Genomic DNA, 22,817 nt, shown 5'->3' with positions numbered 1-22,817 from the left:
GAAAGTTATGCAAAAACAAATGCGTTTGTTTTTTCTGGTGGGCTTAGCCTTGTTGTTGGCAGCTTGCGCCAGCACCCAAACCAAGTCTGGAAAAATCTCTGATTATTCTTCGGTGCGGGTATCGGGCAGTGTGAGTCGGGACTTTGAGCGATCCCTGGAATATCTTGCCGAGCAGGATTATGCGAGTGCTATTGAACTTCTGCAGTCAGTGGTGGAGCGCGAGCAGCGCCTTCCGGCACCCTATATCAATCTAGGTATTGCCCACTACAAAAGTGGCAATGAGGCAAAAGCGGAAGAGGCTTTTTTAAAGGCATTGGCGTTGGACGAAAAGCATCCGGTGGCAACTAATGAACTGGCCGTTCTCTACCGAAAGCAAGGGCGCTTTGCCGAGGCGCGAAAAATATATGTGAATGCTTTGGCAGAAAATCCAGAATATCTACCTTTGATAAAAAATCTGGGCATATTGTGTGATCTGTATCTGCAAGATCTCCAGTGTGCTCTGGCACAATTCGAACAATATGTTCAATTGGAACCAGAGGACCGGGATGTCACTATCTGGTTAGCTGATATTCAACGGAGGGCTGGTAAATGATTAAACTTCGTTGGGCTTTGCCATTCGTGGCCAGCTTTATGGTTGTTCCTTATGCCTTGGCTCAGTCTGAGGGAGAGGAGAAAAAAGAATCCACCGATAAAAAGGTGGATTCAAAAATTAAGGAGTTGTCGGGTATTTCTATTATCGGTAACAAGGAAGCCCCTAAGTCTCTCTATATTGTCCCCTGGAAAAGTTCCGAAGTGGGTGTCGAAAGCGACCTTGTCTCCAGCTTGATGGACGACAAACTCAAACCGCTCGACAAGGAAGTTTTCATGCGTGAGTTGGAGTTCTATCAACTCAGCCTGTCCGGCGATTAACGCCATATTGATTCTGGCTGTCGCCGGAGTAGCACCAAGTTTTAGCTGTATTTCTCAAGAGGGTTTGTAATGGACTTTTTCAATAACGTCATCGAGTTTTTCCAGACGGGCGGTACTTTCATGTACCCGATTCTCGTGGTTGCCGCACTGGGTGGTGCAGTGGCTATCGAGCGCTTTATACGACTGCATTTGGAGCGCCGCAGCAACCGCAATATGTGGGATAAGCTGCAGCCGGTATTAGCTTCAGGAGACTTCGATCGCGCCCGCAACCTGGTAAAACAGGACGAATCCAGTGTGAGTAAATTACTGTCTATGGGGCTGGCCCGGCAGGGGGCTGTTCGCCGTCGTGAAGATATCGAAATCGCGATGGAAGAGAGCATGATGGAGATCACTCCACAGCTGGAAAAACGCACCCCTTACGTAGCTCTGTTTTCCAATATCGCAACTTTGCTGGGGCTTCTGGGAACCATTATGGGTCTGATCGAGGCCTTTACGGCGGTAGCCAATGCCAACCCGGCAGAAAAAGCGGACCTGCTCTCCGCCAGTATTTCCGTGGCGATGAACACCACCGCCTTTGGTCTGATGACTGGTATTCCATTGTTGATCGTTCACGCACTGCTGAACTCACTTACCGGTGAAATTATCGATAGCCTGGAGATGGTCTCTGTAAAAGCATCCAACCTGATTGATGGTGCAACCCGTCGCCGTTTTGAAGTGGAGCCCGCAAAATCCAAGCCGTCTAATGAAAAAACTGCCCCAGCTAAAACCAATCCAGTAGCACAGCAAGCGGAAACTGCGTAATGAGAAGGCGGCGCCACGGGCGGGATAAAGAAGCTCCTGAGCTGGATATCACTGCTTTCTTGAATTTGATGGTGGTATTGGTGCCTTTTCTATTGGTATCGGCGGTATTTTCGCGGGTGACAATTCTCGAACTGAATATGCCGAGTGGTGCCGGTGGTGGAGCACCGGATGATCCCACAGTTACGGTGGAGGTGGTTGTGCGAGAACAGGCCGTGGAAATCAGTGATGGTGAAAAGGTTATCGCACGTTTCCCCAACCTGAATATCGAAGGTGAGGGTGAAAATGCTCCTATTGAGGCTCCCGTTGGAGCAGATACAGAACAGGCTGAGATTCTCGCTGTGCTGCCCACAGCAGAGGTGTATGACCTAAAGAAGCTCACGCAGTTTTTGTTGGAAGTTAAGGCCAGTTATCCGGAAAAAACTGATTCCATCATCCTGATGGAGCCCACAATCGCCTATGAGCATTTGGTGGGCATTATGGATACTGTGCGCGGAGCTGAAGTACGTGTTGAGGGGAGTGATCCCAGTGACCTGGAAGCGGTGGAAAAGGTGGTTTTATTTCCTGATATTTCCATAGGAGATGCGCCATGAGAAATGAAAGCCGACGCATGAAGCGTATGGCGCGAAGCCATAAGCGCAAGAAAACCTCGGGCATGAACCTGACTTCCCTGATGGATGTTTTTACGATCCTGGTGTTTTTCCTGCTGACTAATACCTCCAGCAATGAAGCGCTGGAGCCTCCCAAGGTGATTACCTTGCCGGACTCTGTGGTGGAGACCAAGCCTCGGGAAACGGTGACCTTGATGGTGACCAATGATGAAATCCTGGTGGAGTCCAACTCGATAATTGCCACCTCCGAAGTGTTGGAAAGCGAGGAAACCATTATTGCGGCCATTAAGGAAGCGATGGTTGCAGAGCTGGCCAAGGCAATTGGAGTTGCACAGGCCTCGGCAGATTCAGGTGAGGGTGATGTCGAGGGGGGCAGGATCCAGAACCACCGGAGGTCAATATTCTCGCGGACAGAGGCATTCCGTTCAGTTTGCTGAAAAAGGTGATGTCCAGCTGTACAGACGCTGGCTATACCAAAGTTTCACTGGCGGTTATTCAGAAAGCATCTCAGGGTTAATGGAAGTTTGTGAGTAATTTTCTTCAACAACAGCGGGCGGTAGGTGAGGCGCTTGAGGCGGTTCACCATCGCATGCAGCTGCTCGAGGATGAGCGGCACCAGATCGAAGAGAAGCTGGCTGAATTGCAGGACCAGGGGTCCAAGTACCAGTTGCTCGACGAGATTTCCGAACGCCTGCGCAAGCTTGAAGAAGCGGGCGCGGGAGAAATGTTCTGGGCGGAAGATTATCGGGAGAATGCTTCTGCGCAGGTTATCGAGCGGATCGGTCAGTCGACACGCAGTTTCAACCAGGGCCTGGAGCAGCTGCGCGATGAGCGCAGTGCTATACAGAACAGCATAAGCGAGTGCCAGGAAGAGGTCTTTGCGCTGGATGAGCGCGCGGATGAGCTGCGCCGCGAGGAGGAAGAGTCAAAGTTCGAGTTCGAGATAACACGGGAATTCGAACAGCCCAAGTTCCGTCCTATGGTGATGCCATGGCACAAGCAGGGTGAGGACGAAAAGCGTTTTCGCCGCTGTGTCTTTGCCTCACTATTTATCGCCGCCTTGCTGGGCTACCTGATTCCTCTGTATACGGTGCCCCAGCCCGAGTCTCAAATAGTGGAAATTCCCGAGCGCCTGGCCAAGCTGGTTATTGAGAAGAAAACCAAGCCCAAGCCACCGCCGGAGCCAGAAAAAGCCAAGCCTAAGAAAGAGGAGAAAAAACCGGAGAAGAAGCCTGAACAGAAGGTAGCCAAGCAGGACCCGAAACCCTCCAAGACGGAGAAAAAGCAGGCGCGTAAAAAAGCTGAGCGATCCGGTGTTCTCGCCTTTAAGGATAACTTCCAGGACCTGATACAGGATGATCTGGATAACCGCCTCGGCCAGCAAACCCAGCTGAGCACGGCCGGTAAAAAAGAGAACCGCAGTCAGCGCTCACTGATCACTGCAGCATCTACGGCGGGTAGTGGTGGTATCAATACGGCGGAGCTGAGTCGCAATGTGGGTGGGTCTGGTTCGGACTTGGGTGGCGTTGCCTTTGCGCGAGTGGAAAGTTCTATCGGTACTGAAGGTGACTTTGCCGGTGAGGACCGTCCTCTCAGTGATGGTGCTGGTCCTTCGCGGACAGATGAGGAAATCCAGATTGTTTTTGATCGCTACAAAGCCACCTTGTACCGTATCTACAATCGTGAGCTGCGTAATAATCCCGCGCTGCAAGGTAAGATGGTGTTGAAGATTACTATTGAGCCCAGCGGATCGGTTTCTGCCGTGAGTGTAGATTCCAGTGATGTGGATTCGCCGTCACTCAATGCAAAAATTGTGGCTAGGGTCAAACGATTTAACTTTGGTGAAAAGGCCGGGGTACCGACCATAACCATTCTTTATCCGATTGACTTCTTCCCGCCAACCTAGGCTGATAATTGGCCGGAGCCCACTGAATAGTGGGTTCCGGCCGTTTCATGGTGATGAAATTTTCGTCATACCTGTTCAATTATTTTTTGTCCGTTCTGGACAAAAATTTTCCCTCACTGAGGGCCCGCCTGAGAACCACTTGGCAATCCCTACAAAAGTTCCACTTGTCAGCTGGCTAATTATGACTTGTTTCACGGCTACCTAAGTGGGTTGTAATTAAAGTTCGCCCACCGTGGAGTGTCTGGTGTAAATGCCCGATTTATCTCCAAACATCTGTATTAGAAAGTGGCGGCCGTTAAGTGATAATGAAGTCGGAATTTGTTGAGCAAAAATCCTGCAGGTCTGTGATTATTGGATTTTTATTGGTCTGTGCGGTGGTCCTGCTAACTGCACCGCAGGCATTTGCTCAATCCAACTGTCCTTCTATTACCGATGATCCTGCAGGGTTTAATATTCTCAGTCACCGCTCTGGCCAAAGTTGGTGCGTTTTATGTGGTGATGGTCAGGTAACCATCGAAGTTGATGTACCCAGTATTTTCAGTGGCCTATCGGGTACCCAGTCTATTCAGGATATCGTTATTAGGGAGAACCTCGGGTCCTCCGGTCTTGAGTATGTGACTGGCTCTACTTCAGTGAGTTCCGGGGTTGTTCTGGGTGAGCCCACTATCAGTGGTACCACAATTACCTGGGATCAAAATGACCTGTCAGCACTCGCAGAGCGCGACGAAAATACGACCCTGACTATCACCTTCAACGTGCGCAGTCAGGATGAAGAAGAGGAAGAGCTGGTTGTTAATAATCGCACCCTAAATGCTACCGCAACTTTTGACTACTGCAGTTACCCCACCACTACAGATACTCACAGCATGGAGTTGGCGATCCGCGAGCCGGAACCCTCCATGGACAAGCGCGGCCGTAATATTGATGCGGCGCAAACAAACTACACCAATAATGTCTATGGCAATATTGAAGATGATGTGATCTGGCGTATTCGTATCTCCAATGATGGTGACGCAGATATGCAGGATGCGCGTTTTGATGATTTGATGTCCAACCCCAATATGGATATCAACTACGCCTGTCCGAGTGAAAGTGCCGCTGAAGCTGTTGCCAATAATAATGGTGTTGCGCCTGGTGGCAGTAGCTGTGTTTCCGCAAGTAATTCTATTAATAACTTTGAGCTGGATGGTAATTTTTCCAATAGTTCAGGGCGCACTGACGTTCCGTCTGGTGGCGACCTGGATATCTACTTGGTAGGTAAGGTAAATACCTCCTGCACTAATGGCACCAATACAGTGTCAGGTTTACAGTGGGGTTGTGAAATTGATGGTGATACGGGTGTGGGCGGTATTTCAAGCCCTGCGGAAGCCTCGGCTCCGGGCTCTGATACTTCGGAAATGCGTGTTGAAGTTTCAACTGATCTCACTATTACCCAGGAGATTACCGGTACCAACTTGAATCAACCGCTCGGTGCTTCCGGTTACGTCACTATAACCGTAAATAACCGGACGGGTGGCTCGGTAAGAGATATCCAGTTTGTCAGCGATCTGCCCGATGAGTATGTGGTTGATACCACCTTTACACCGGAAATTACCCGAGAGCGTCGCGGTATTGATAACCATGGCGCTAACTACAGCTCAGACTATGACGGCAAAGCCGATACGCTGGAATGGCGTGTGGGTTCTACTTGGAATCAATGGGATACAGATCCACTTAATAATAACCAACCGGAATTCCGTTTGCTGAGTAGTACAGTTCACTCGGTATACTCAGACCAAGAGCACATGATGCGACATGGAGATGAAATTCAAATTCGTTTCCGCATCGTTACGATTGAGCCAGATTTCTATGACTTGGATGCTGACCTGGATGTAGAGGAGGAGTCTTCTACTACCGGTACCGATCCAAATAGCAATATCGCCCTTGCAAACAATGTCCTCACTATTGATTACGAGGATTTCTGTTCTTCAACCAGCCCTGCTACTCAGGTAGATACGGAATCGGTTACGCCCGACCCTGAAGATCTGGATGTTAGTACTGTTCATCCACTTTATATTGTTCGCGATAGTGGCACTTCAGAATTGACGGTGGATATCACCAATAACGGTGGCCACGATGCGGATGATTATTCCGTTTATGTCACCTTCGGTGAGGCGATGAGGGTATTGTCTAACGACCGCAGCTGTACGGCGTTGGGCAATCCGAATGTAGGCACTGTACCTCAGCACCCTGTATGGAACCAGCCGGATTACTTGCCAGATTCCTCAACAGTGTATCGCTGTGACAGTGGTGATCTTGGTGGTGAAATTGGACCCGGTGATACAGAACGGGTGATTTTTGTGGTTGAAAAGAATCACTCGGCCACCGATGACGACCTGACTTTTCGCGCAGATGTGATCGGTGAGATCACTCTGAATGATGGTACACCTCTGTACTTTCCGAGCCCTGCCGTAATTACCGAAACAACACCAAGTCAACAGCTGGCCAACAACTATACCCTTGATGGTATGCGCGCGCGGGTAATGGGTTTTAACCTGGTCAAGGACCGTTCCGATGAATGTACCGAGCTGACCAGTGAAACTGCTTTCCCAAATAGCAGTGTATTGATTGGTGAAGAGTGTAGTTTTGAAATTCAAGCCGGTGGTTGGTTTGGATTCGATACACCGGGATTTACTTTGATAGAAGTGAAGGACATTGATGTTATCGATGATCTTCCCGACGGCCAGGGTTATATTGCGGATTCACCGCTAAATTGTTCAGACGTGAGCCTTCCTGATCCCACCTCTCAGGCAAATTGTGTGGTTATTTCGAGCAGTGATATTGTCGAGGGCGGTGGTCTGAATAACTCTCTGAGTGAGACAGATTTACAGTGGGATATTACTACCAATATTACAGCGAAAGATCGCTGGTTCCTTGCGGATATGACAACCCGCTTGTTGAATGACCTAGTGGATACAGAAAACACTGATCCGAATCAACACGCAAATGACAGTATCGATTACGCTCGCGCCCAGTTTACTGCGGTTTTTGATACTGAAACGATTATCGTAGATAACTACAATACCAGTGGAACCCTGACCAATATTGATGGTGTTCCAACCACGGTCCCTGGTTTTCCGGATATCACCGAGTGGTCGGAATCTGTCACCGTTACTGAACCCTCGATAGAAGTCGACAAAAAAGTCTGTAATGAAAATCTCTACGGCACAGGAACAAGCTGTAGCAAATTCGTTGATTTTACTAATGAAGGGCACCGGGACCAGACTTATATCTTCCGTCTCACGGTGACCAACCGGGCTGCGGATAGCGGTGTTGATCGCGCTCCTGCATACGATGTTGTAGTAACTGATACCCTGGATTCTTCCGGCCAGATGTGTGTGCAGGCAATGGATTCCGATAGCCTGGATAATGATGCTGATGGCAGTTCGGAAACTGTCAGTGGTGATGATGGCTTGGTGGGAATTACCTCCGGTGCAAATAACTATTCAGAAGCTACCCACTGTAGTGATGGTGGTACTCCGGCTATTATTACTTTTTCCTATGAGCATTCCACTGCCCTTGAGCGAATTAACCCGGGTGACTCCGTAACCCTGTATTACCGTGTGAAACCACACCAGTCAGTGGCACCACTACAGCTATTTACCAATACTTTCTTTGCTCGCTATGACAGCTTGGAAGGCGATTTTGGTAATCAGACTTCCCCGCAAATTGATAGTGACACGGACAATGATGGTGTCGGTGATGGCACTCCTGCAGCCGGTCGGGCACGCCACTACCAGTCCGATGATGCCGAAGCGCAGATGAGGATTATTGAAGTACAGGCAGAGCCGAAAGAAGCCCTTGAGTTCTCCAACGGCACGGCCAGTGGAACCAGCAGTGACACAGCGGTTGTCGGTGAAGAGGTACGTTACGAACTGACAGCACAGATTCCGGCAGCGAAACTGCGAGATTTTGTGATTCGTGATGAATTGCCGGCAGGTATGCGCTGTATCGAAGGGGAGACCATCGATTTAAGTGCCTCCCCTTACGATGCCGCTGGCTTTGTACCGGGAGGTACTTTTAATGCTACCTGTACCAGCACAGGTACTGCAGATTACGTTGAGTGGGATTTTGGTGATCAGGAACTCACCACCGTATCCGGTAGCCTGTTTGATTTTCCGGTAGAGTTTATTGCCCGTATTGAAAACAGCAGTAACACCAATGACGGCGATGTTTTGGGTAATGGCGGCAGCTATACCACTGCGCAAGTTACCTATGTGGATGAGTCCGGTGCTGCGGTGGCGGTGCCATTTGATGCCCATGAAATAACAGTACTCGAGCCACAAATACAGCTGACCAAATCCTTTGCTGTTACCAATAGTGATGCTGACGATATTTTGACAGTCACGGTTACAGCAGAAAATATTGGCAGTGCCGATGCCTACAACTTGCAGGTGCTCGACGATCTCACCGGCAGTAATCTTATTTACCTGGGAAATGTGGGCGGTAACGATCCACCCAATAATGTCGATGTCACTACGGTGGGCACCAATGCTCCCATCTTTAGCTGGAATCGCAGTAATAGCGATTACACTATTGCGGTTGGCAATACAAAAACATTCACTTTTGAAGTCCAGGTAGAGCAGGGCGTTGAGCCCCATGAAATTCTGGACAACACCGTTGAAGCCCGCTGGCAGTCCCTGCCGGGCTCGGATGTTGCACTTAACAGTGGCAATTCTATTGGCATTGATGGTACCGCTGACGGCATGCGTATTGGTGTTTTGCCCAATGTCGGCGATCCTATCAATGATTATGAAATCACTGCCAATGCCCAGACTGAAGTACCTTCATTAGCGTTGACTAAAACGGATTTGGGCACCTCGGTAGTTCCCACCATTGGTGCCCATAAACAATTCCAACTGGAAATCAGTTTGCCGGAAGGTATCAGTGAAAATGTAGTTATCACTGATCAGCTGGGTAGCCCTGAGGGTTATGTGCTCTCTCACAATACTGACTACGATATCACTTACGATTTTGTCGGTATTGAAACTATTAATGGCAGCGCGCCATTTGAATCGGCCTTTAACAGTTTTCCGGGGGATAATACTTCCGGAAATGCTACCTGGGATATCGGCACCGTCGATACCAGCAGTGAAAATGACACGGCCGGAAGCACAATTGCTCCGCTGATTCGAATTACCTATTTTGCCCGCATCGAAAATGATCTCGCCACTAATGATGGTGATAATCGCCAAAATAATGCCGCGCTTACTTACAGCAATGGGGAAAGTGGCAGCACAGAAAATATCAACGACAGCACAACCAGTGTAACGGTAGTAGAGCCGTTACTCGAGATTAGCAAGACAGTGAGTAATGCCACCAATCCCGGCAATCTGCCGGTGGGTGGTGATGTGCTGGAATATGTTATTACCGTGGAACATGATGCGGGCTCCAGTGCCGCAGCTTATGAGCTGAATTTAGTCGATACGCTGCCTTCAGAGTTGACTTTTGACAGCAGCTTTACACCCACCGCAGAAATAGGCGGTACCGCGGTATCCGGCTTTGTCGCCACACCAGCGGCAGCTCCAGCAGGTCCACTCGTATGGGGTCGTGACAACGGCGATAACAGTCTGGATTTAGCGCTGGGTCAAACTCTGGTGCTCACCTACCGAACCCAAGTTACAGGCGTTTTTGGTTCGCCTATCAGCAACAGTGTGATGCTGGACTGGACCTCCCTGGACGATGGCAGCATCAATGACCTGGCCTATGAGCGCGACGGTGCTGGATGCCCCAGTATTTCCGCACCTGATGATTACTGTGTTGGTCCTGCAGAAGCCAGTATTAATACGGTAGACAATACCAGCATTACAAAAGCAGTAATTGCCGACACAGATACCGCAACTGCTGTGGGCACTCTGCGTGTTGGCGATACTGTCACTTACCAGCTCACCTTGAATTTACAGGCGGGAACAACACCTGCAGTAACTATTGATGATACGCTGCCCAGTGGCTTGGAGTTTGACACTGTTCTCAGCGTAAATGGGGATACCACTGCTCCCTACGACGATAGCCTGAATGACTTTACCTATTCAGCGATTTCGGTTCCCACTGCCGGTGATACTGGCACGGTGACCTGGGATCTGGGGGATATCACCAGTAATTTCGGTAATACCAATAACTTTGTTATTGAGTACACCGCTAAAGTAGTGGCGGGTTCGGGAATCACCGCGCCTACCGCAACCCTGACCAATACGGCCCAGCTAAATTACACCGGTGCCGCCAGTACCTTGCAGGACATCGCCGATATTACTGTACTGCAACCGGTGATCGACAATCTCACCAAGACCGATGCTACCTGGCCCAGCTCCCATATGAATGTGGACCCGGCCAACGATATTATGCAGTTTACCCTGCAGGCCTGTAACTCGGGTCTTGCCCCCGCCTACAACCTATCGCTAACTGACGATTTAGCGACGCAAATGGACGAGAGTTCCATTGCCAATCTCCAGGTGAGCCTCGACGGTGCTGTACTGACACAGGGAGCAGATTACACCTATAGCGCGCCGGCAACGCGCGGTGCTGATATGGGCTTCGATTTCCTGGTGCCGGTTGAAGCGGGCACCTGTTTGGAAATCAGTTACCAGATCGGTTTCTATACAGATATTAGTGGCGGTGAAAGCTGGGTTAACACTTTTGCCGTCGATGAATTCTGGTCGCTGGAAGCTAGTAATGGCGAACAGTACTCTGCAGTTACCTTGGGCACTCCCTATCCGATGGGCACTGTTGCGACCAGTGTGACTGCTCCACAAAAAACACTGCAAACAGCGACTACTGCCGCTGTCGGTGACGAGGTTGTATACCAGATACAGGTCCCCGGTAGCGGCACCACCTCGGCCATTTACGATATTGCAATTGCCGATGTATTGGACACTAGCCTGGAGTTGGTGCAACTGCAGGAGATTAATGGGCTTACCTACACCGATAATACCACTGGCAATAATATCGATATGGCAATCGATATTATCCCAGCCGGTACCGTGGCAATTTTTGAAGTTCGCGCCCGGGTTGCCAACAATGCCACAGCCCAGGCTGGCCACAGCTTTGAAAATGAGGTGACTTATTCTTATGCCGCGACTGATGGCGGCACTTCTCAGTCCGGAGGCACTGGTACTGCGGCGACACTTACCATCGTCGAGCCAGAAATAAGTGCAATTGCCTCTGTCGCAAATCAAACCAACCCCGGTAACGATCCGGATGCGGGCGATGTACTGCGTTTTACCCTGGATCTCAGTGCTGCGGGTAATGCGGAAAATTCTGCAGCTTACGATCTTTCGGTTAATGAGTTGTTATCCCTGGGGCTTGAGTTTGTACCGGGCACCGTGACTTTTGCCGGAGCCTCCCAGGCAGATCCCACCGTGAATGGTGACGGAGTTACTAGTGCACAAAACCTGGTTTGGGATAGGGCCAATAGTGATCTGGATATCACCGCAGGTGATAACAGTGAACTGGTGTTCGATGTAGTTGTACTCGACAGCGTACAGCCAGCAGCTGCGCTGTCCGCAACTGCCAGTGTGGAATGGACCAGTCTCGATGAAGATAACAGCAGTATTTATGAACGTAACGGTGCTGATGGCAGCGGCGGCCTGAATGATTACTTGCTGGAAAATATTGCTGCTCAGCTAGATGCTGCCAATGACAGTACAATTAGCAAAATCCGTTCAGATGACAGCTATGGTAGCGCTGACGAGCAATTGCGAGTGGGCGACTTGGTTGAATACCAGATTACCCTCTCCCTACCAGAGGGCACGGCCTCCAATGGGCTTATTGTCGATACTTTGCCCCAGGGAATGGTGTTTGTAAGCACACTTTCAATTAATGGCCAGACTTCTGCACCATTTACGGCTGCGGCGCCCTTTACCCACACCGATATTGCAGAGCCAGTGCAGTCTGGTGATCCTTCTACTGGTGCCACTACGGTTACCTGGAGTATTCCCGACCTGGTCAACACGGGTGATAACGATACCAGCAACGATGAATTTGTTGTGCGTTACCTTGTGCGGGTTCTCAATGAGGATTCCCACCCCTGGCCAGCAACGAACACCGCGCTGACCAATACTGCAGAGTTTGATTTTGATGCTGCCACAGGAGCTGAAACCCGTAGTGATAGCGAAACACTGGACCTGTTACAGCCGGATCTCGCCGTAGCTATTAGCTCAACTCCCGCAGATGGCAGCACGCTTTCCGCCGGCGATACCATTGAATATACCGTTACGATTACCAACAACGGTTCTTCACCAGCCTATGATCCGGTATTCCGCGATGTGATTCCTTTAGGTCTGCGCCAAGGGGGAGTCAGTGTCCAGTCCCTCACGGTAAATGGTGCCGCAGCAACAGTGGTTGCGCCTACTTTCGATAGTAGTAATGGCGAAGCCGTTTGGGATTTTGCCGCAGGTACGGGTTACGGAATCAACGCTGGTGAGTCCATGGAAATGGTATATCGCGTTGAAGCGGATTCTAATTTAGGTGCTGGACTTAGCCTGCAAAATGCGGCCTATGTTGAAGTTTATTATTCGCTTGATGATAACGATTTGCCGTCTCTGAATTCCGTGGCGGTCACTGACGATTTACGTGAGGATTATGGCCCGACTTCTCCGGTGAGTGTCCAATTTAATACTCCCAATGCCGCGCCACTGTTGATTGAAGTTACCCAATTAACAGCTTCCATTGGCGAGCCGTTTAACTATCGCATTACCATCCCGGAAACGGTGCAGACCACGGCGCTTCACGATGTCACTGTGCTGATGGATCTGACTACGTCTGCTGCGGATCTGGAATTTGTCAGTGCCAGTAAAGTATCTGGCAGTGCATCTTTCACTCCGGAAAATAACGGCAGCTCCACCAGTCTCAGTATTGCAGATAGCACTAACGGAATTGATGTGCCCGCCGGCGAGCAAGTCGTTATTGATGTAACACTGCGACTGCTGGATATGGACCCGCCGAATTTGGACGGTTTGAATTTTGCCGCCAGTGCCAGCTACAGCTACAACTACGATAATGATAATTCCTCTGCAGGGCAGGGTGCGGGTAGCGGCAATACTACGGCGGACATGACGGTAGTAGAGCCCACGGCTATTACCCTGACTAAAACTGGCCCCACCAGTGTCCAGTCCGGTGTAGGCGGTACCTTTACTTTAGATTTGCACAATACCGGTACGGGCCCGGCCTGGGATATTAGTGTTACCGATATTTTGCCGGATAATAACCCCGGTGGAATGTGTGAAACGGCCCCGGCCAATTTCACCGCGCAAATTACTGACAGCGCCGGCACCACCACGGCCACCCTGACAGAAGGTTCCGACTTTAGCGCGGTATTCGATAACGATAGCTGCACCCTCACAATCACCTCCATTGGTTCAGTGGCAATGCTGGATGCGGATTACCATCTGCTGATTGGTTACGATGCCTATTTGGATGCCGACACCGTCGATGGGGATACGCTGACGAATATTGCTGGTGTTACTCAGTGGCACAGCTGGGATAGCAGCCTCACTGAAGTTCGCCAGTACACCCGTGCGGCGCCCACCGATGGTACTCCCGGTGTGCTGGATCATGAGGATGCTTATTCGGTTAGCGCCTCTGTGCCGACAGTGACTTTCTACAAAGCTGTGGAAAATATCAGCCGTGGAGAAAACCCGGCCACTGCCGCCAGCCCCACGGAAGTTTTACGTTACACATTGACTCTGACCAATACGAGTGGTGTTGATGTGAACGGAGCCGAGATTACCGATGACCTGGGTCGATTAAATAATTCGGCACTGTTTGAATCGGGCACTTTACAGTTGGTGAGTGCTCCGACTGGCAGTGACAGCAGTGCTATCGATGCTTCTGCCGGTACCTGGAATAGTGGCTATCTGGAAGTCAGTAATCTGGATCTTACGGCGAGCGGTACCGCGGGAGATTCTATCCAGATTGTTTATGAAGTTACCCTGGCAGCAGTTATTGATAGTGGGACCCAAGTCTTCAACCAGGCCCAGGTTCAGCTTCCCGGGCAATTACTGCAAGACAGTGATGATCCCAATATCAACGGCACTGATGATCCGGATACGGCAGGTGATGAAGATCCCACAGAAGTACTGATTGAGTCAGAGCCATTACTGGTGGTAGAAAAAACGTCGGCAGATATGACTGATGATGCAGATCTGCTGATGGTTGGGGATACCCTGCGATATACCATTACCGTGGAAAATGCCGGTAATGAGAATGCGATCAATGCCCTGATATTGGATCAGATCCCATCTAATACAACTTATGTCAGTGGCTCTACCACCCTGAATGGCTCCACATTGTCTGATGTCAGCGGCACCTCTCCTCTGGCTGCAGGTATGAGCATTAATACCGATGGTGAAGCCGATGGTTTTATCGGCGCAACGGCCAATGGCGCACCTGCAGCGGTCATCACCTTTGACGTCACCATTAATGACGTTAATGATGGCACCGTTATTTCAAACCAGGCATTTGTAAATGGTGAAGGTGCGGGTAGCGGTACTTTTGATGAAGTGCCCTCCGATGATCCGAATACCGATGCTCCCAATGATCCCACGATCGATATTGTTGGCGATGTACCCCTGTTAATTGCCCACAAGACTGTGGAGATTGCCGAAGACTATATTTCCGCAGGGATTGTCGATCCGGGTGATGTACTTCGCTATACCATCGCAATCACCAATATGGGTGGTGTAGATGCTCTCGAAGTAGCGCTTACCGACCAGGTACCAAATGACACTACTTATGTTGCTGGCACCACCACTTTAAATGGTGAAGTGGTAGCGGATAACGGTGGTGGTAATTCACAGTTGGATTCTGCCCTACCGGTTTCATCCGATGACCTGACACCGCCGCTACCAGGAGCCAATGAAGGCATTATTACCTCGGGTCAAACTGCCACAGTCACATTTGAGGTAATGGTGAATGCTGGCACCCCGACAGGCACGGTTATCAGTAACCAGGGTAGTGTTGAAGCAGATGAGTTGGCACTTACCCTGACCGACGCAGATGGCAACCCAGCCAATGGTGCACAGCCAACTGACGTTGTTGTGGGTGATGCCCAGTTGCTCTCCATTGTGAAAGAAGTTGCGGTTGTCGGTGGCGGTGCCGCAGAAGCGGGTGCGGTATTGGAATACCTGGTAACCGTCGAAAATATCAGCGGTGTCCCAGCAACTTATATTGAGATCACCGATGACCTGGCTATAGCTGGAGATGGAGTTCTTACTTATATCGCTGATTCGGCCATGCTCAACGGGCAGACTGACGGAATAACTGTTGTCGATACACTAATCACTGCAGACTACGCCACAACTTACGGTGATTTGGAACCGGGAGAGATGGTTACTCTGCGTTTCCAGGCGCAGATGTCAGAAAACCTGGATTATGGTTTTACTGTAGTAAATACCGCAGAAGTACAGTGGAATGATCCGGCTTCCAGCGCTCAGGCCAGTGTTGCCATTGACGTTGGCGGTACCCCGGGCATTGCCAACCTGGCTGGTTATCTGTGGCACGATGTGAATTTCAATGATGCCTTGGATACGGATGAGAGCCTGCTGTTTAATTGGGCGGTAGACCTGTATTTCAATGACGAATTGATGGAAACAGTTCAGTCTGATGAAAATGGTTACTTCCAGTTCCAGGGGCTTGTACCGAACAGCTATGGTGGCCTTAGCTATGAAATGCGTTACACCGCACCAGATGCTACTGAAAGTACAGCTTCATTGGGTAACTCTGTTTCTGATTTCACCAACGGCCCGCAGTCCATTATTGAAATTTATGTAGATTCGGGAGCGAACCCGCAGGACTTGAATTTGCCTCTAACACCCAATGGCGTGGTTTACGATTCAGTAACCCGCTCCGCCATTGAGGGTGCCACCCTCACTATGTTGAGGGTGAGTTCCGGTCAGGAATTGCCTGCGCGTTGTTTTGATGATGAGAAACAACAAGGGCAGGTAACCCAGTCTGGGGGTTACTACAAGTTTGATATCAACTTCAGCGATGCAGCCTGTCCATCCAACGCGGACTACCTGATTCAGGTGGATATCGCGGATGAGGATTATGTGGGTGGTGAATCACTGGTAATTCCTTCTCAGACCAACAGCGAAACTGCCGGTTTTGATGTGGCCGGTTGCCTGGGCAGCAACGCCGATATGGTTCCTGCGACCGCAAATCATTGTGAGGTTCAGGAATCGTTCTCTCACCCCTCTCTTGATGTCGAGGCGCGGGATGCGGCAACGGACTACTACCTGCGAATGACTTTGGATGATGGTCAGATTCCAGGGGAAAGCCAGCTGTTCAACAACCATGTCGCCATGGACCCGGAGTTGGAAGGGGCGCTATCCATCACCAAAACCGCGGCCATGCTCAATGTAACCCGCAGTCAGTTGGTTCCTTACACCATTACTTTTGGCAATACGCTGCCAATTCCACTGACAGATCTACAGCTAGTAGATTACTTCCCGGCAGGCTTCAAATATGTCGCGGGCTCGGCGCGCCTTGATGGAGAAGCGGTTGAGCCTGAAAGCGAAGGCCTGCAATTGAGGTGGTCGGATCTGCGCGTGGAGGCGGAAGAAACCCGCGTATTAAAACTGTTGCTGGTCGTGGGTTCCGGTGTGGGCGAGGGCAAATATGTTAACCGCGCCCGTATGTTCAACCAACTCTCAGGTCAGGCCGCGTCAGGTGAGGCCTCTGCCACTGTGCGCGTGGTGCCCGATCCCACCTTCGACTGCACCGATGTTATCGGCAAAGTGTTTGACGATAAAAATATGAATGGCTACCAGGATGAAGGAGAGGGTGGTTTACCGGGTGCTCGAGTGGTGACGGCTACCGGCCTGAATGCTACTGCGGACTCCCACGGTCGATTCCATATTACCTGCGCAGTGGTGCCGAATGGGGATCGAGGTTCCAATTTTGTGCTCAAGCTCGACGATCGCAGCTTGCCAAGCGGGTATCGTCTCACCACTGAAAACCCGCGTGTGCTGCGAGCCACCCGAGGCAAGATGCTGAAGTTCAACTTTGGAGCCAGCTTGCACCGGGTAGTGCGCCTGGATATTGCCGAAGCGGTATTTGAACCGGGCACAACAGAGTTGCGCCCGCAATGGCATTCCCGAATGGATTTATTGTTGGAAAAACTCAGTGAAGCTCCCTCTGTTTTACGCCTTGCCTATCTTGGGGAGAATGAAGATCCGGATCTGGTGGACGAGCGTCTGCAGGCAATTAAAGATCAGGTCGCCCAGGACTGGGAGAGCCGTGAAGGTGACTACGATTTGACCATAGAAACTGAAGTTTTCTGGCGCCGTGGAGCGCCTCCTGGTAAAGGAGGTTTGGAGTGATGTCCTTTGCAAAACGGAATCGTGACCGGCGAGCTTGCTCGATAAATACTGCCGCGAAGACGACCCGCTTTTTCCCCCGGCGGGACTGCCGTCTCGCTACTGCGATCGCGTTGGCATTGACACTTCCGGCGCAGTCCCAGGAAGTGGGTGCGCAAGTAGATGAGCCTAGTTGGTGGCAGGTCTGGCAAAATATTCCAAGCCTGAGTTCTGAAGAAAGTGGAGCTCAATCCGAACTCGAAGAGCAGTCGATAGGCAGTAATACTGAAGGTATGCTGCTGCGCGCACCTACAAATCAATGGTTGCAGGATGCAACTCAATTTGTTGCGCCGCTGGACCCGATCGTGGTGGAAGATTTTATCGACCCAATCCTGTTCTATGGCGTAGAGGATGAAGTTCCTCTGGAGACCGTGGAGTTACTGCGCCAGAGCTTGAATGACTTGGGTGAGACGCCCAATTTTAAGTTGCACTTTGTTGGCCATACAGATTCCGATCCCCTTACCGGGGAGCAGGTAGCAGACTTTGCCAGCAAAGAAGAATTTACTTTGGCGCGGGCCCAGTTCGTGGCGGACTTCCTTCAAGAGGCCCTTGAACTGCCTGAGCAAATGATTGTTGTTGAAGGGCGTGGGGATATAGAACCCACAGCGGATAATATTACTACCGCAGGTCGTGAAGAGAACCGCCGAGTACAGGTAAAAGTAACCTACGACGCCCTGGATGAAAAAGCCATGGCGGACCGTGCCCGTGCGGAGGCATTATTGCTCAACCGGGTGAAAGTATGTCGCCAGGAAACGGTGTGTAGACTTACTTACGCTGCAGGCAGTGAACAGCGGGCACGCCTGAGAAACCTGGTGACGCCACTGAGGATGGAGCCCGGACAAACAGAATTGCCGGAAGCCTTTATCCGCCGTATCCGCGAGGTTCGATCTAACCTTGCGGATAAAAACAATCTGGTTATTCACTTTATTGGTCATACCGACGCCCGTCCCCTGGACGTGAGTGAAAATCCGGAAGCCCAACAGAGTGCTTATCAGGAGCAGTCCTATAGCGAAGCTCGCCGTGTCGCTCAGGCCCTGGGTACTGCATTGAATTTGCCTGCGGCCATGATCACCAGCAGTGGCAAAGGGGCGAGCCAGCCGCTAGCGGCCAACGATACGCCGAAAGGGCGAGCCCTCAACCGTCGGGTGGAAGTGGAATTTTGGTATGACGACCCACTGGAAGTCGCTACAGATTCTGTTCAGGCGTGTCCGGAAGCTGCCGCTGCGGAAACTCTCACTATTGCCTATGAATCTGCGGGTGGAAAACTGTCGCCGATTCGTTTTGATAATGGCGATCCGATTATCAGTCAGGCACAGCTGACACAAATACGTGCGGCCATGGCTGAAATTTCCAATAAAGCGAATGTTCGTCTGAGCTTTATTGGCTACAGCGATAACCAGCGTATGGATCGCCGCGAAGCGATGGTTTACGGCGATGACCAGGGACTGTCCGGTGCCCGCGCTCAGCGCGCTATGGCACAGGTACAGGAATTACTGAATCTCGAAGATACCCAGGTGGAGTTTGAGGGGCGCGGCTACGTCCAATCTGCCGATGTAGTGAGCAATGGCTTTGAGCAGCGGGATGGCGCCAGGGTTGAGGTCGAAATCCTGTACGATGAATTGGCAATTCTCACTGAAAGTGATCGCTTGGAAATCGAGCGCATTAATCGTGAAGCCATAGCCAATAATCCCTACGCACTTAACTTGATGCGTATTACCGTCGACGGCAGCCCGGAATACGACCCCTATAAAAACTCAGCGGACTTACAGCGCTGTACTGATGTGGCCTTGCAAGAAGCGAATATTCAATTTCGCTTCGACAATAAAAAAATGCAACCGCGCCTGAATGTGACAGCGTGGCCCAACACCATCCGTTACGCAGATAACCCGGATACCGATCTGGCAGAGAACCGGGTATTTTTCAGTAGCTATACCAACTATCCCTCTTTTATTAAAAGTACCGAAGTGCGATTGTTCGAAGAGGGACAGTCTCTGCGCGATACACCTCTGGCAATTGTACCGCTGGATCACTTTGGCAAAGGGGAATGGCATGCAGAATTTTCTGAATTCCAGGCGCCTCTAAAAAAATTACACTACGTACTGCGTGCCTATGACAACAAGGGCCGCTATGACGAGACTACGGAACAGACCCTGTGGTTGGTAGATCAAATTGAAGAGTCTGCAGAAAATGAAGATATCGGTAGGGAATTATTAGTAGGCTACGGCGAGAACCGCTTAGCACAGCGGAACATCCCTCTGGATGGTAACAGTGTATTGGTCAATGGCACTCAGGTGCCGTCCGGGCACACCGTATGGTTAGCGGGCAATCCAGTACCGGTCGATAGTCAAGGCCAGTTTATCGCCGAGCAAATTTTTGAGCCGGGCATGCATACGGTTGAAGTGGCGATACTCGATGATGAGGGTAATGGTGAACTTTTCCTGCGGGATTTGGATTTTGCCAAAAACGACTGGTTTGCTGTAGGTATTGCCGACCTTACTGTGGGTTACGATAAAACCAATGGTCCAGCGGCCCTGGTTACCGGTGATGAAACTCACTATGACAACTCAGTAAGCTACGATGGCCGTCTGGCGTTTTACACCAACGGCGGTTTCGGGGAAGGCTGGCGCCTGTCGGCCAGTGCCGATACCGAAGAGGGCCCGGTAGAGGATCTGTTTTCCAACTTTATGGAAAAGTCTCCCGATGCCTTGTTCCGCCGCCTGGATAGTGATTTGTATTACCCGACGTTTGGCGATGACTCCACCGTAGTTGAAGACGCCCCCACGTCAGGCAAGTTTTATGTGAAATTGTCCAAGTACGATGACTACGGTCTCTGGGGTAATTTCAAAGCCAACTACGCCGATAATGAGCTCGCTCAAATTGACCGAACGCTCTACGGCGGTAGCGGTCACTTTGAAACCGATGCGATGACTAGCTTTGGTGAGAAGCGCTTTCAAATAGATGCCTTTGGAGCAGAGCCGGGAACCATTGCCGGGCGCGATGAGTATCGTGGAACCGGCGGTTCCCTGTATTACCTCCGCCACCAGGACATTTCCAGCGGTTCGGAAAGTTTACGAGTAGAAGTTCGGGATAAAGATTCCGGGCTGGTGCTCGCAGTTAAGACTCTCACCGCAGTAGTTGATTACGACATCGACTATATCCAAGGGCGTATCCTGCTTAACAGCCCCTTATCTTCCCTGGCAAATGATGAACTGCTCATTGAAGATGGCGCTTACAACGGCAATCCCCAATACCTGGTAGCACGCTACGAATACACACCAGGTTTTGAAGAAATGGACACCCTGGCTGTTGGTGGGCGTGCCCACTACTGGTTGGGCGATCACGTCAAATTGGGCTTCAGCAGTATTCAGCAAGATGAAGATGAAAATGAAAGTTCCTTGCAGGGTATTGACCTGACTTTGCGTAAAAGCGCCAGTAGTTGGGTAAAAATTGAAGTGGCCGACAGCGAGGGCAGTAATCTCGATAGCGTCAGTTCACTCGATGGCGGCTATACCTTTGATGACGAAAGCCTGGATTCCACGGTTGCTGCCAGTGCAACTAAAGTGGAAGGCGTTTTACAGCTGGGAGAATTCTTCGAGAGTTTGCGTGGCTCTGGTAATTTCTACCATCAAGAGCGTGAAGCTGGTTTTTCCGGTCCAGGCCAATTTGTGGATGGCGATACCATCCAATATGGCGGTGGCGTTAACCTGCCGATCGGCGAAAGTTTTGATGTAAGAATCAAAGCCGATACCAAAGAGGAGGAGCAGGGGTTACAAACCAATGCCATGGACTTGATGCTCGGCTACCGCATTAATGATCACTGGCGACTCACCTCCGCAGTTCGCAATGATAGCCGTGAAGATGAATCCGAAGTTGTCGCCGCTACCCAGACAGAAGGGGATCGCACAGATGTTGCTGTCGAGGCGAGCTATGATTCCGGTGAGAGTTGGAGCGCCTTTGGTTTTGTTCAGAATACGATGGAAGTGACCGGTACCCGCGAAGAGAACAATCGCATCGGCCTCGGTGGCGCTTATCGGGTAAGTGACCGTTTGACAATGGACAGTGAAGTTTCCGGTGGTGATACTGGCACAGCTGCCCGACTCGGTACGGACTTTCTGGTGACTGACAGAACCAGCCTCTATATGAATTATGCGCTGGATAATGAGCGCAGCGATACCGGTGTGCGTGCACGCAAGGGCAATATGAGTACCGGCTTCCGCAGTCGCTATTCTGATACGCTAAATATTTACGGTGAGGAGCGCTATAGTCACGGTGATGTTTCCACTGGCCTGACCCACGCCCTGGGTATGGATCTGGCCCCCAATGACCGTTGGACCTATGGCACTACCCTGGAGGCGGGCACACTCGAAGACCCGGATACAGGAGCTAAGACTGAGCGCAATGCCATGGGCTTTAATGTGGGCTATGGCTTGGATGCTATACGTATCGCATCCGCGCTGGAATACCGTACGGATATATCGGAAACGGTATCGGGCGAAAATACTGTATCGGAAACTGAGCGCGATACCTGGCTATTAAAAAATACCTTCAACTACCAGTTCACTCCGGACTGGCGCTTGGTTGGCAAACTCAACTATTCAGACAGCAAAAGTTCGGAAGGTGAATTCTACGATGGTAAATTCACCGAAGCGGTAATGGGTTATGCCTACCGCCCGGTAAACAATGACCGCCTGAACACCCTGATGAAGTACACCTATTTCTATAATGTGCCGACTCAGGATCAGGTTACGGTTGAAAATACCTCCACTGAATTTATCCAGAAGAGTCATATCTTTTCGATAGATGCCAGTTACGATCTCAATCGACAGTGGACTTTGGGTGGCAAGTACGCCTATCGTCTGGGCCAGTTGAGCATGGATACGGAAGACCCGGAATTTTTCGATAGCCGTGCGAGCCTCTATGTACTGCGTGCCGATTGGCATTTTATCAAGCGCTGGGACCTCCTCTTGGAAGCGCGTCTGCTCGATTTACCCGATGCCCAGGATAGCAAGAGCGGCGCCTTAATCGGCTTGTATCGCCATGTTGGCGACCACCTTAAGTTGGGGGTGGGCTACAACTTTACCGACTTCTCTGATGACCTCACCCAGCTGGACTATGACAGTCATGGGGTGTTTATTAATATTATTGGTAAGCTGTGATTTTAGGGCCCGGTGCAAGCTGGGCCTTAATTCTTATCCCTTTCGT

At 50.7% G+C, this 22,817-nt stretch carries 8 protein-coding genes; all 8 read left to right on the top strand.

Features of this window, described 5'->3' with window-relative positions; genetic code table 11:
* Window positions 1-7 precede the first annotated feature (7 nt).
* The 8 genes from QT397_18610 to QT397_18575 all read left to right on the top strand — a co-directional run bounded on the left by QT397_18610 (window position 8) and on the right by QT397_18575 (window position 22,771).
* A complete protein-coding gene (locus QT397_18610; GenBank protein WNZ54873.1) occupies window positions 8-592 on the top strand; it encodes a tetratricopeptide repeat protein in 585 nt (194 codons plus the stop codon).
* Window positions 589-909, top strand: coding sequence for a hypothetical protein (locus QT397_18605; protein ID WNZ54872.1), 321 nt, complete (start codon window positions 589-591; stop codon window positions 907-909). The genes QT397_18610 and QT397_18605 overlap by 4 nt, the downstream gene beginning before the upstream one ends.
* A 69-nt stretch (window positions 910-978) precedes the next feature.
* Window positions 979-1,710, top strand: a complete 732-nt coding sequence (locus QT397_18600) for a MotA/TolQ/ExbB proton channel family protein (GenBank protein ID WNZ54871.1) — start codon at window positions 979-981, stop codon at window positions 1,708-1,710.
* Window positions 1,710-2,300: a biopolymer transporter ExbD gene (locus QT397_18595; GenBank protein WNZ54870.1), complete on the top strand. Its 591-nt coding sequence runs from the start codon at window positions 1,710-1,712 to the stop codon at window positions 2,298-2,300. Before QT397_18600 ends, QT397_18595 begins: the two co-directional genes overlap by 1 nt.
* Entirely contained in the window at window positions 2,297-2,755 is a 459-nt protein-coding gene (locus QT397_18590) for a biopolymer transporter ExbD (GenBank protein ID WNZ54869.1), read from the top strand. Before QT397_18595 ends, QT397_18590 begins: the two co-directional genes overlap by 4 nt.
* A gap of 89 nt (window positions 2,756-2,844) precedes the next feature.
* Window positions 2,845-4,224 (top strand): AgmX/PglI C-terminal domain-containing protein, encoded by a 1,380-nt coding sequence (locus QT397_18585; protein ID WNZ54868.1) that lies wholly within the window; start codon window positions 2,845-2,847, stop codon window positions 4,222-4,224.
* Window positions 4,225-4,529: 305 nt separating this feature from the next.
* Complete coding sequence (locus tag QT397_18580; protein WNZ54867.1) at window positions 4,530-17,579, top strand: isopeptide-forming domain-containing fimbrial protein; 13,050 nt, start codon at window positions 4,530-4,532, stop codon at window positions 17,577-17,579.
* Complete coding sequence (locus QT397_18575; protein WNZ54866.1) at window positions 17,579-22,771, top strand: flagellar motor protein MotB; 5,193 nt, start codon at window positions 17,579-17,581, stop codon at window positions 22,769-22,771. Before QT397_18580 ends, QT397_18575 begins: the two co-directional genes overlap by 1 nt.
* Window positions 22,772-22,817 lie beyond the last annotated feature (46 nt).

Source organism: Microbulbifer sp. MKSA007 (assembly GCA_032615215.1).
In the GTDB taxonomy this organism is placed as follows: Bacteria; Pseudomonadota; Gammaproteobacteria; order Pseudomonadales; family Cellvibrionaceae; genus Microbulbifer.
Note: the sequence above shows the minus strand (reverse complement) of the source record. Positions and strands in the feature narration are given on the sequence as shown.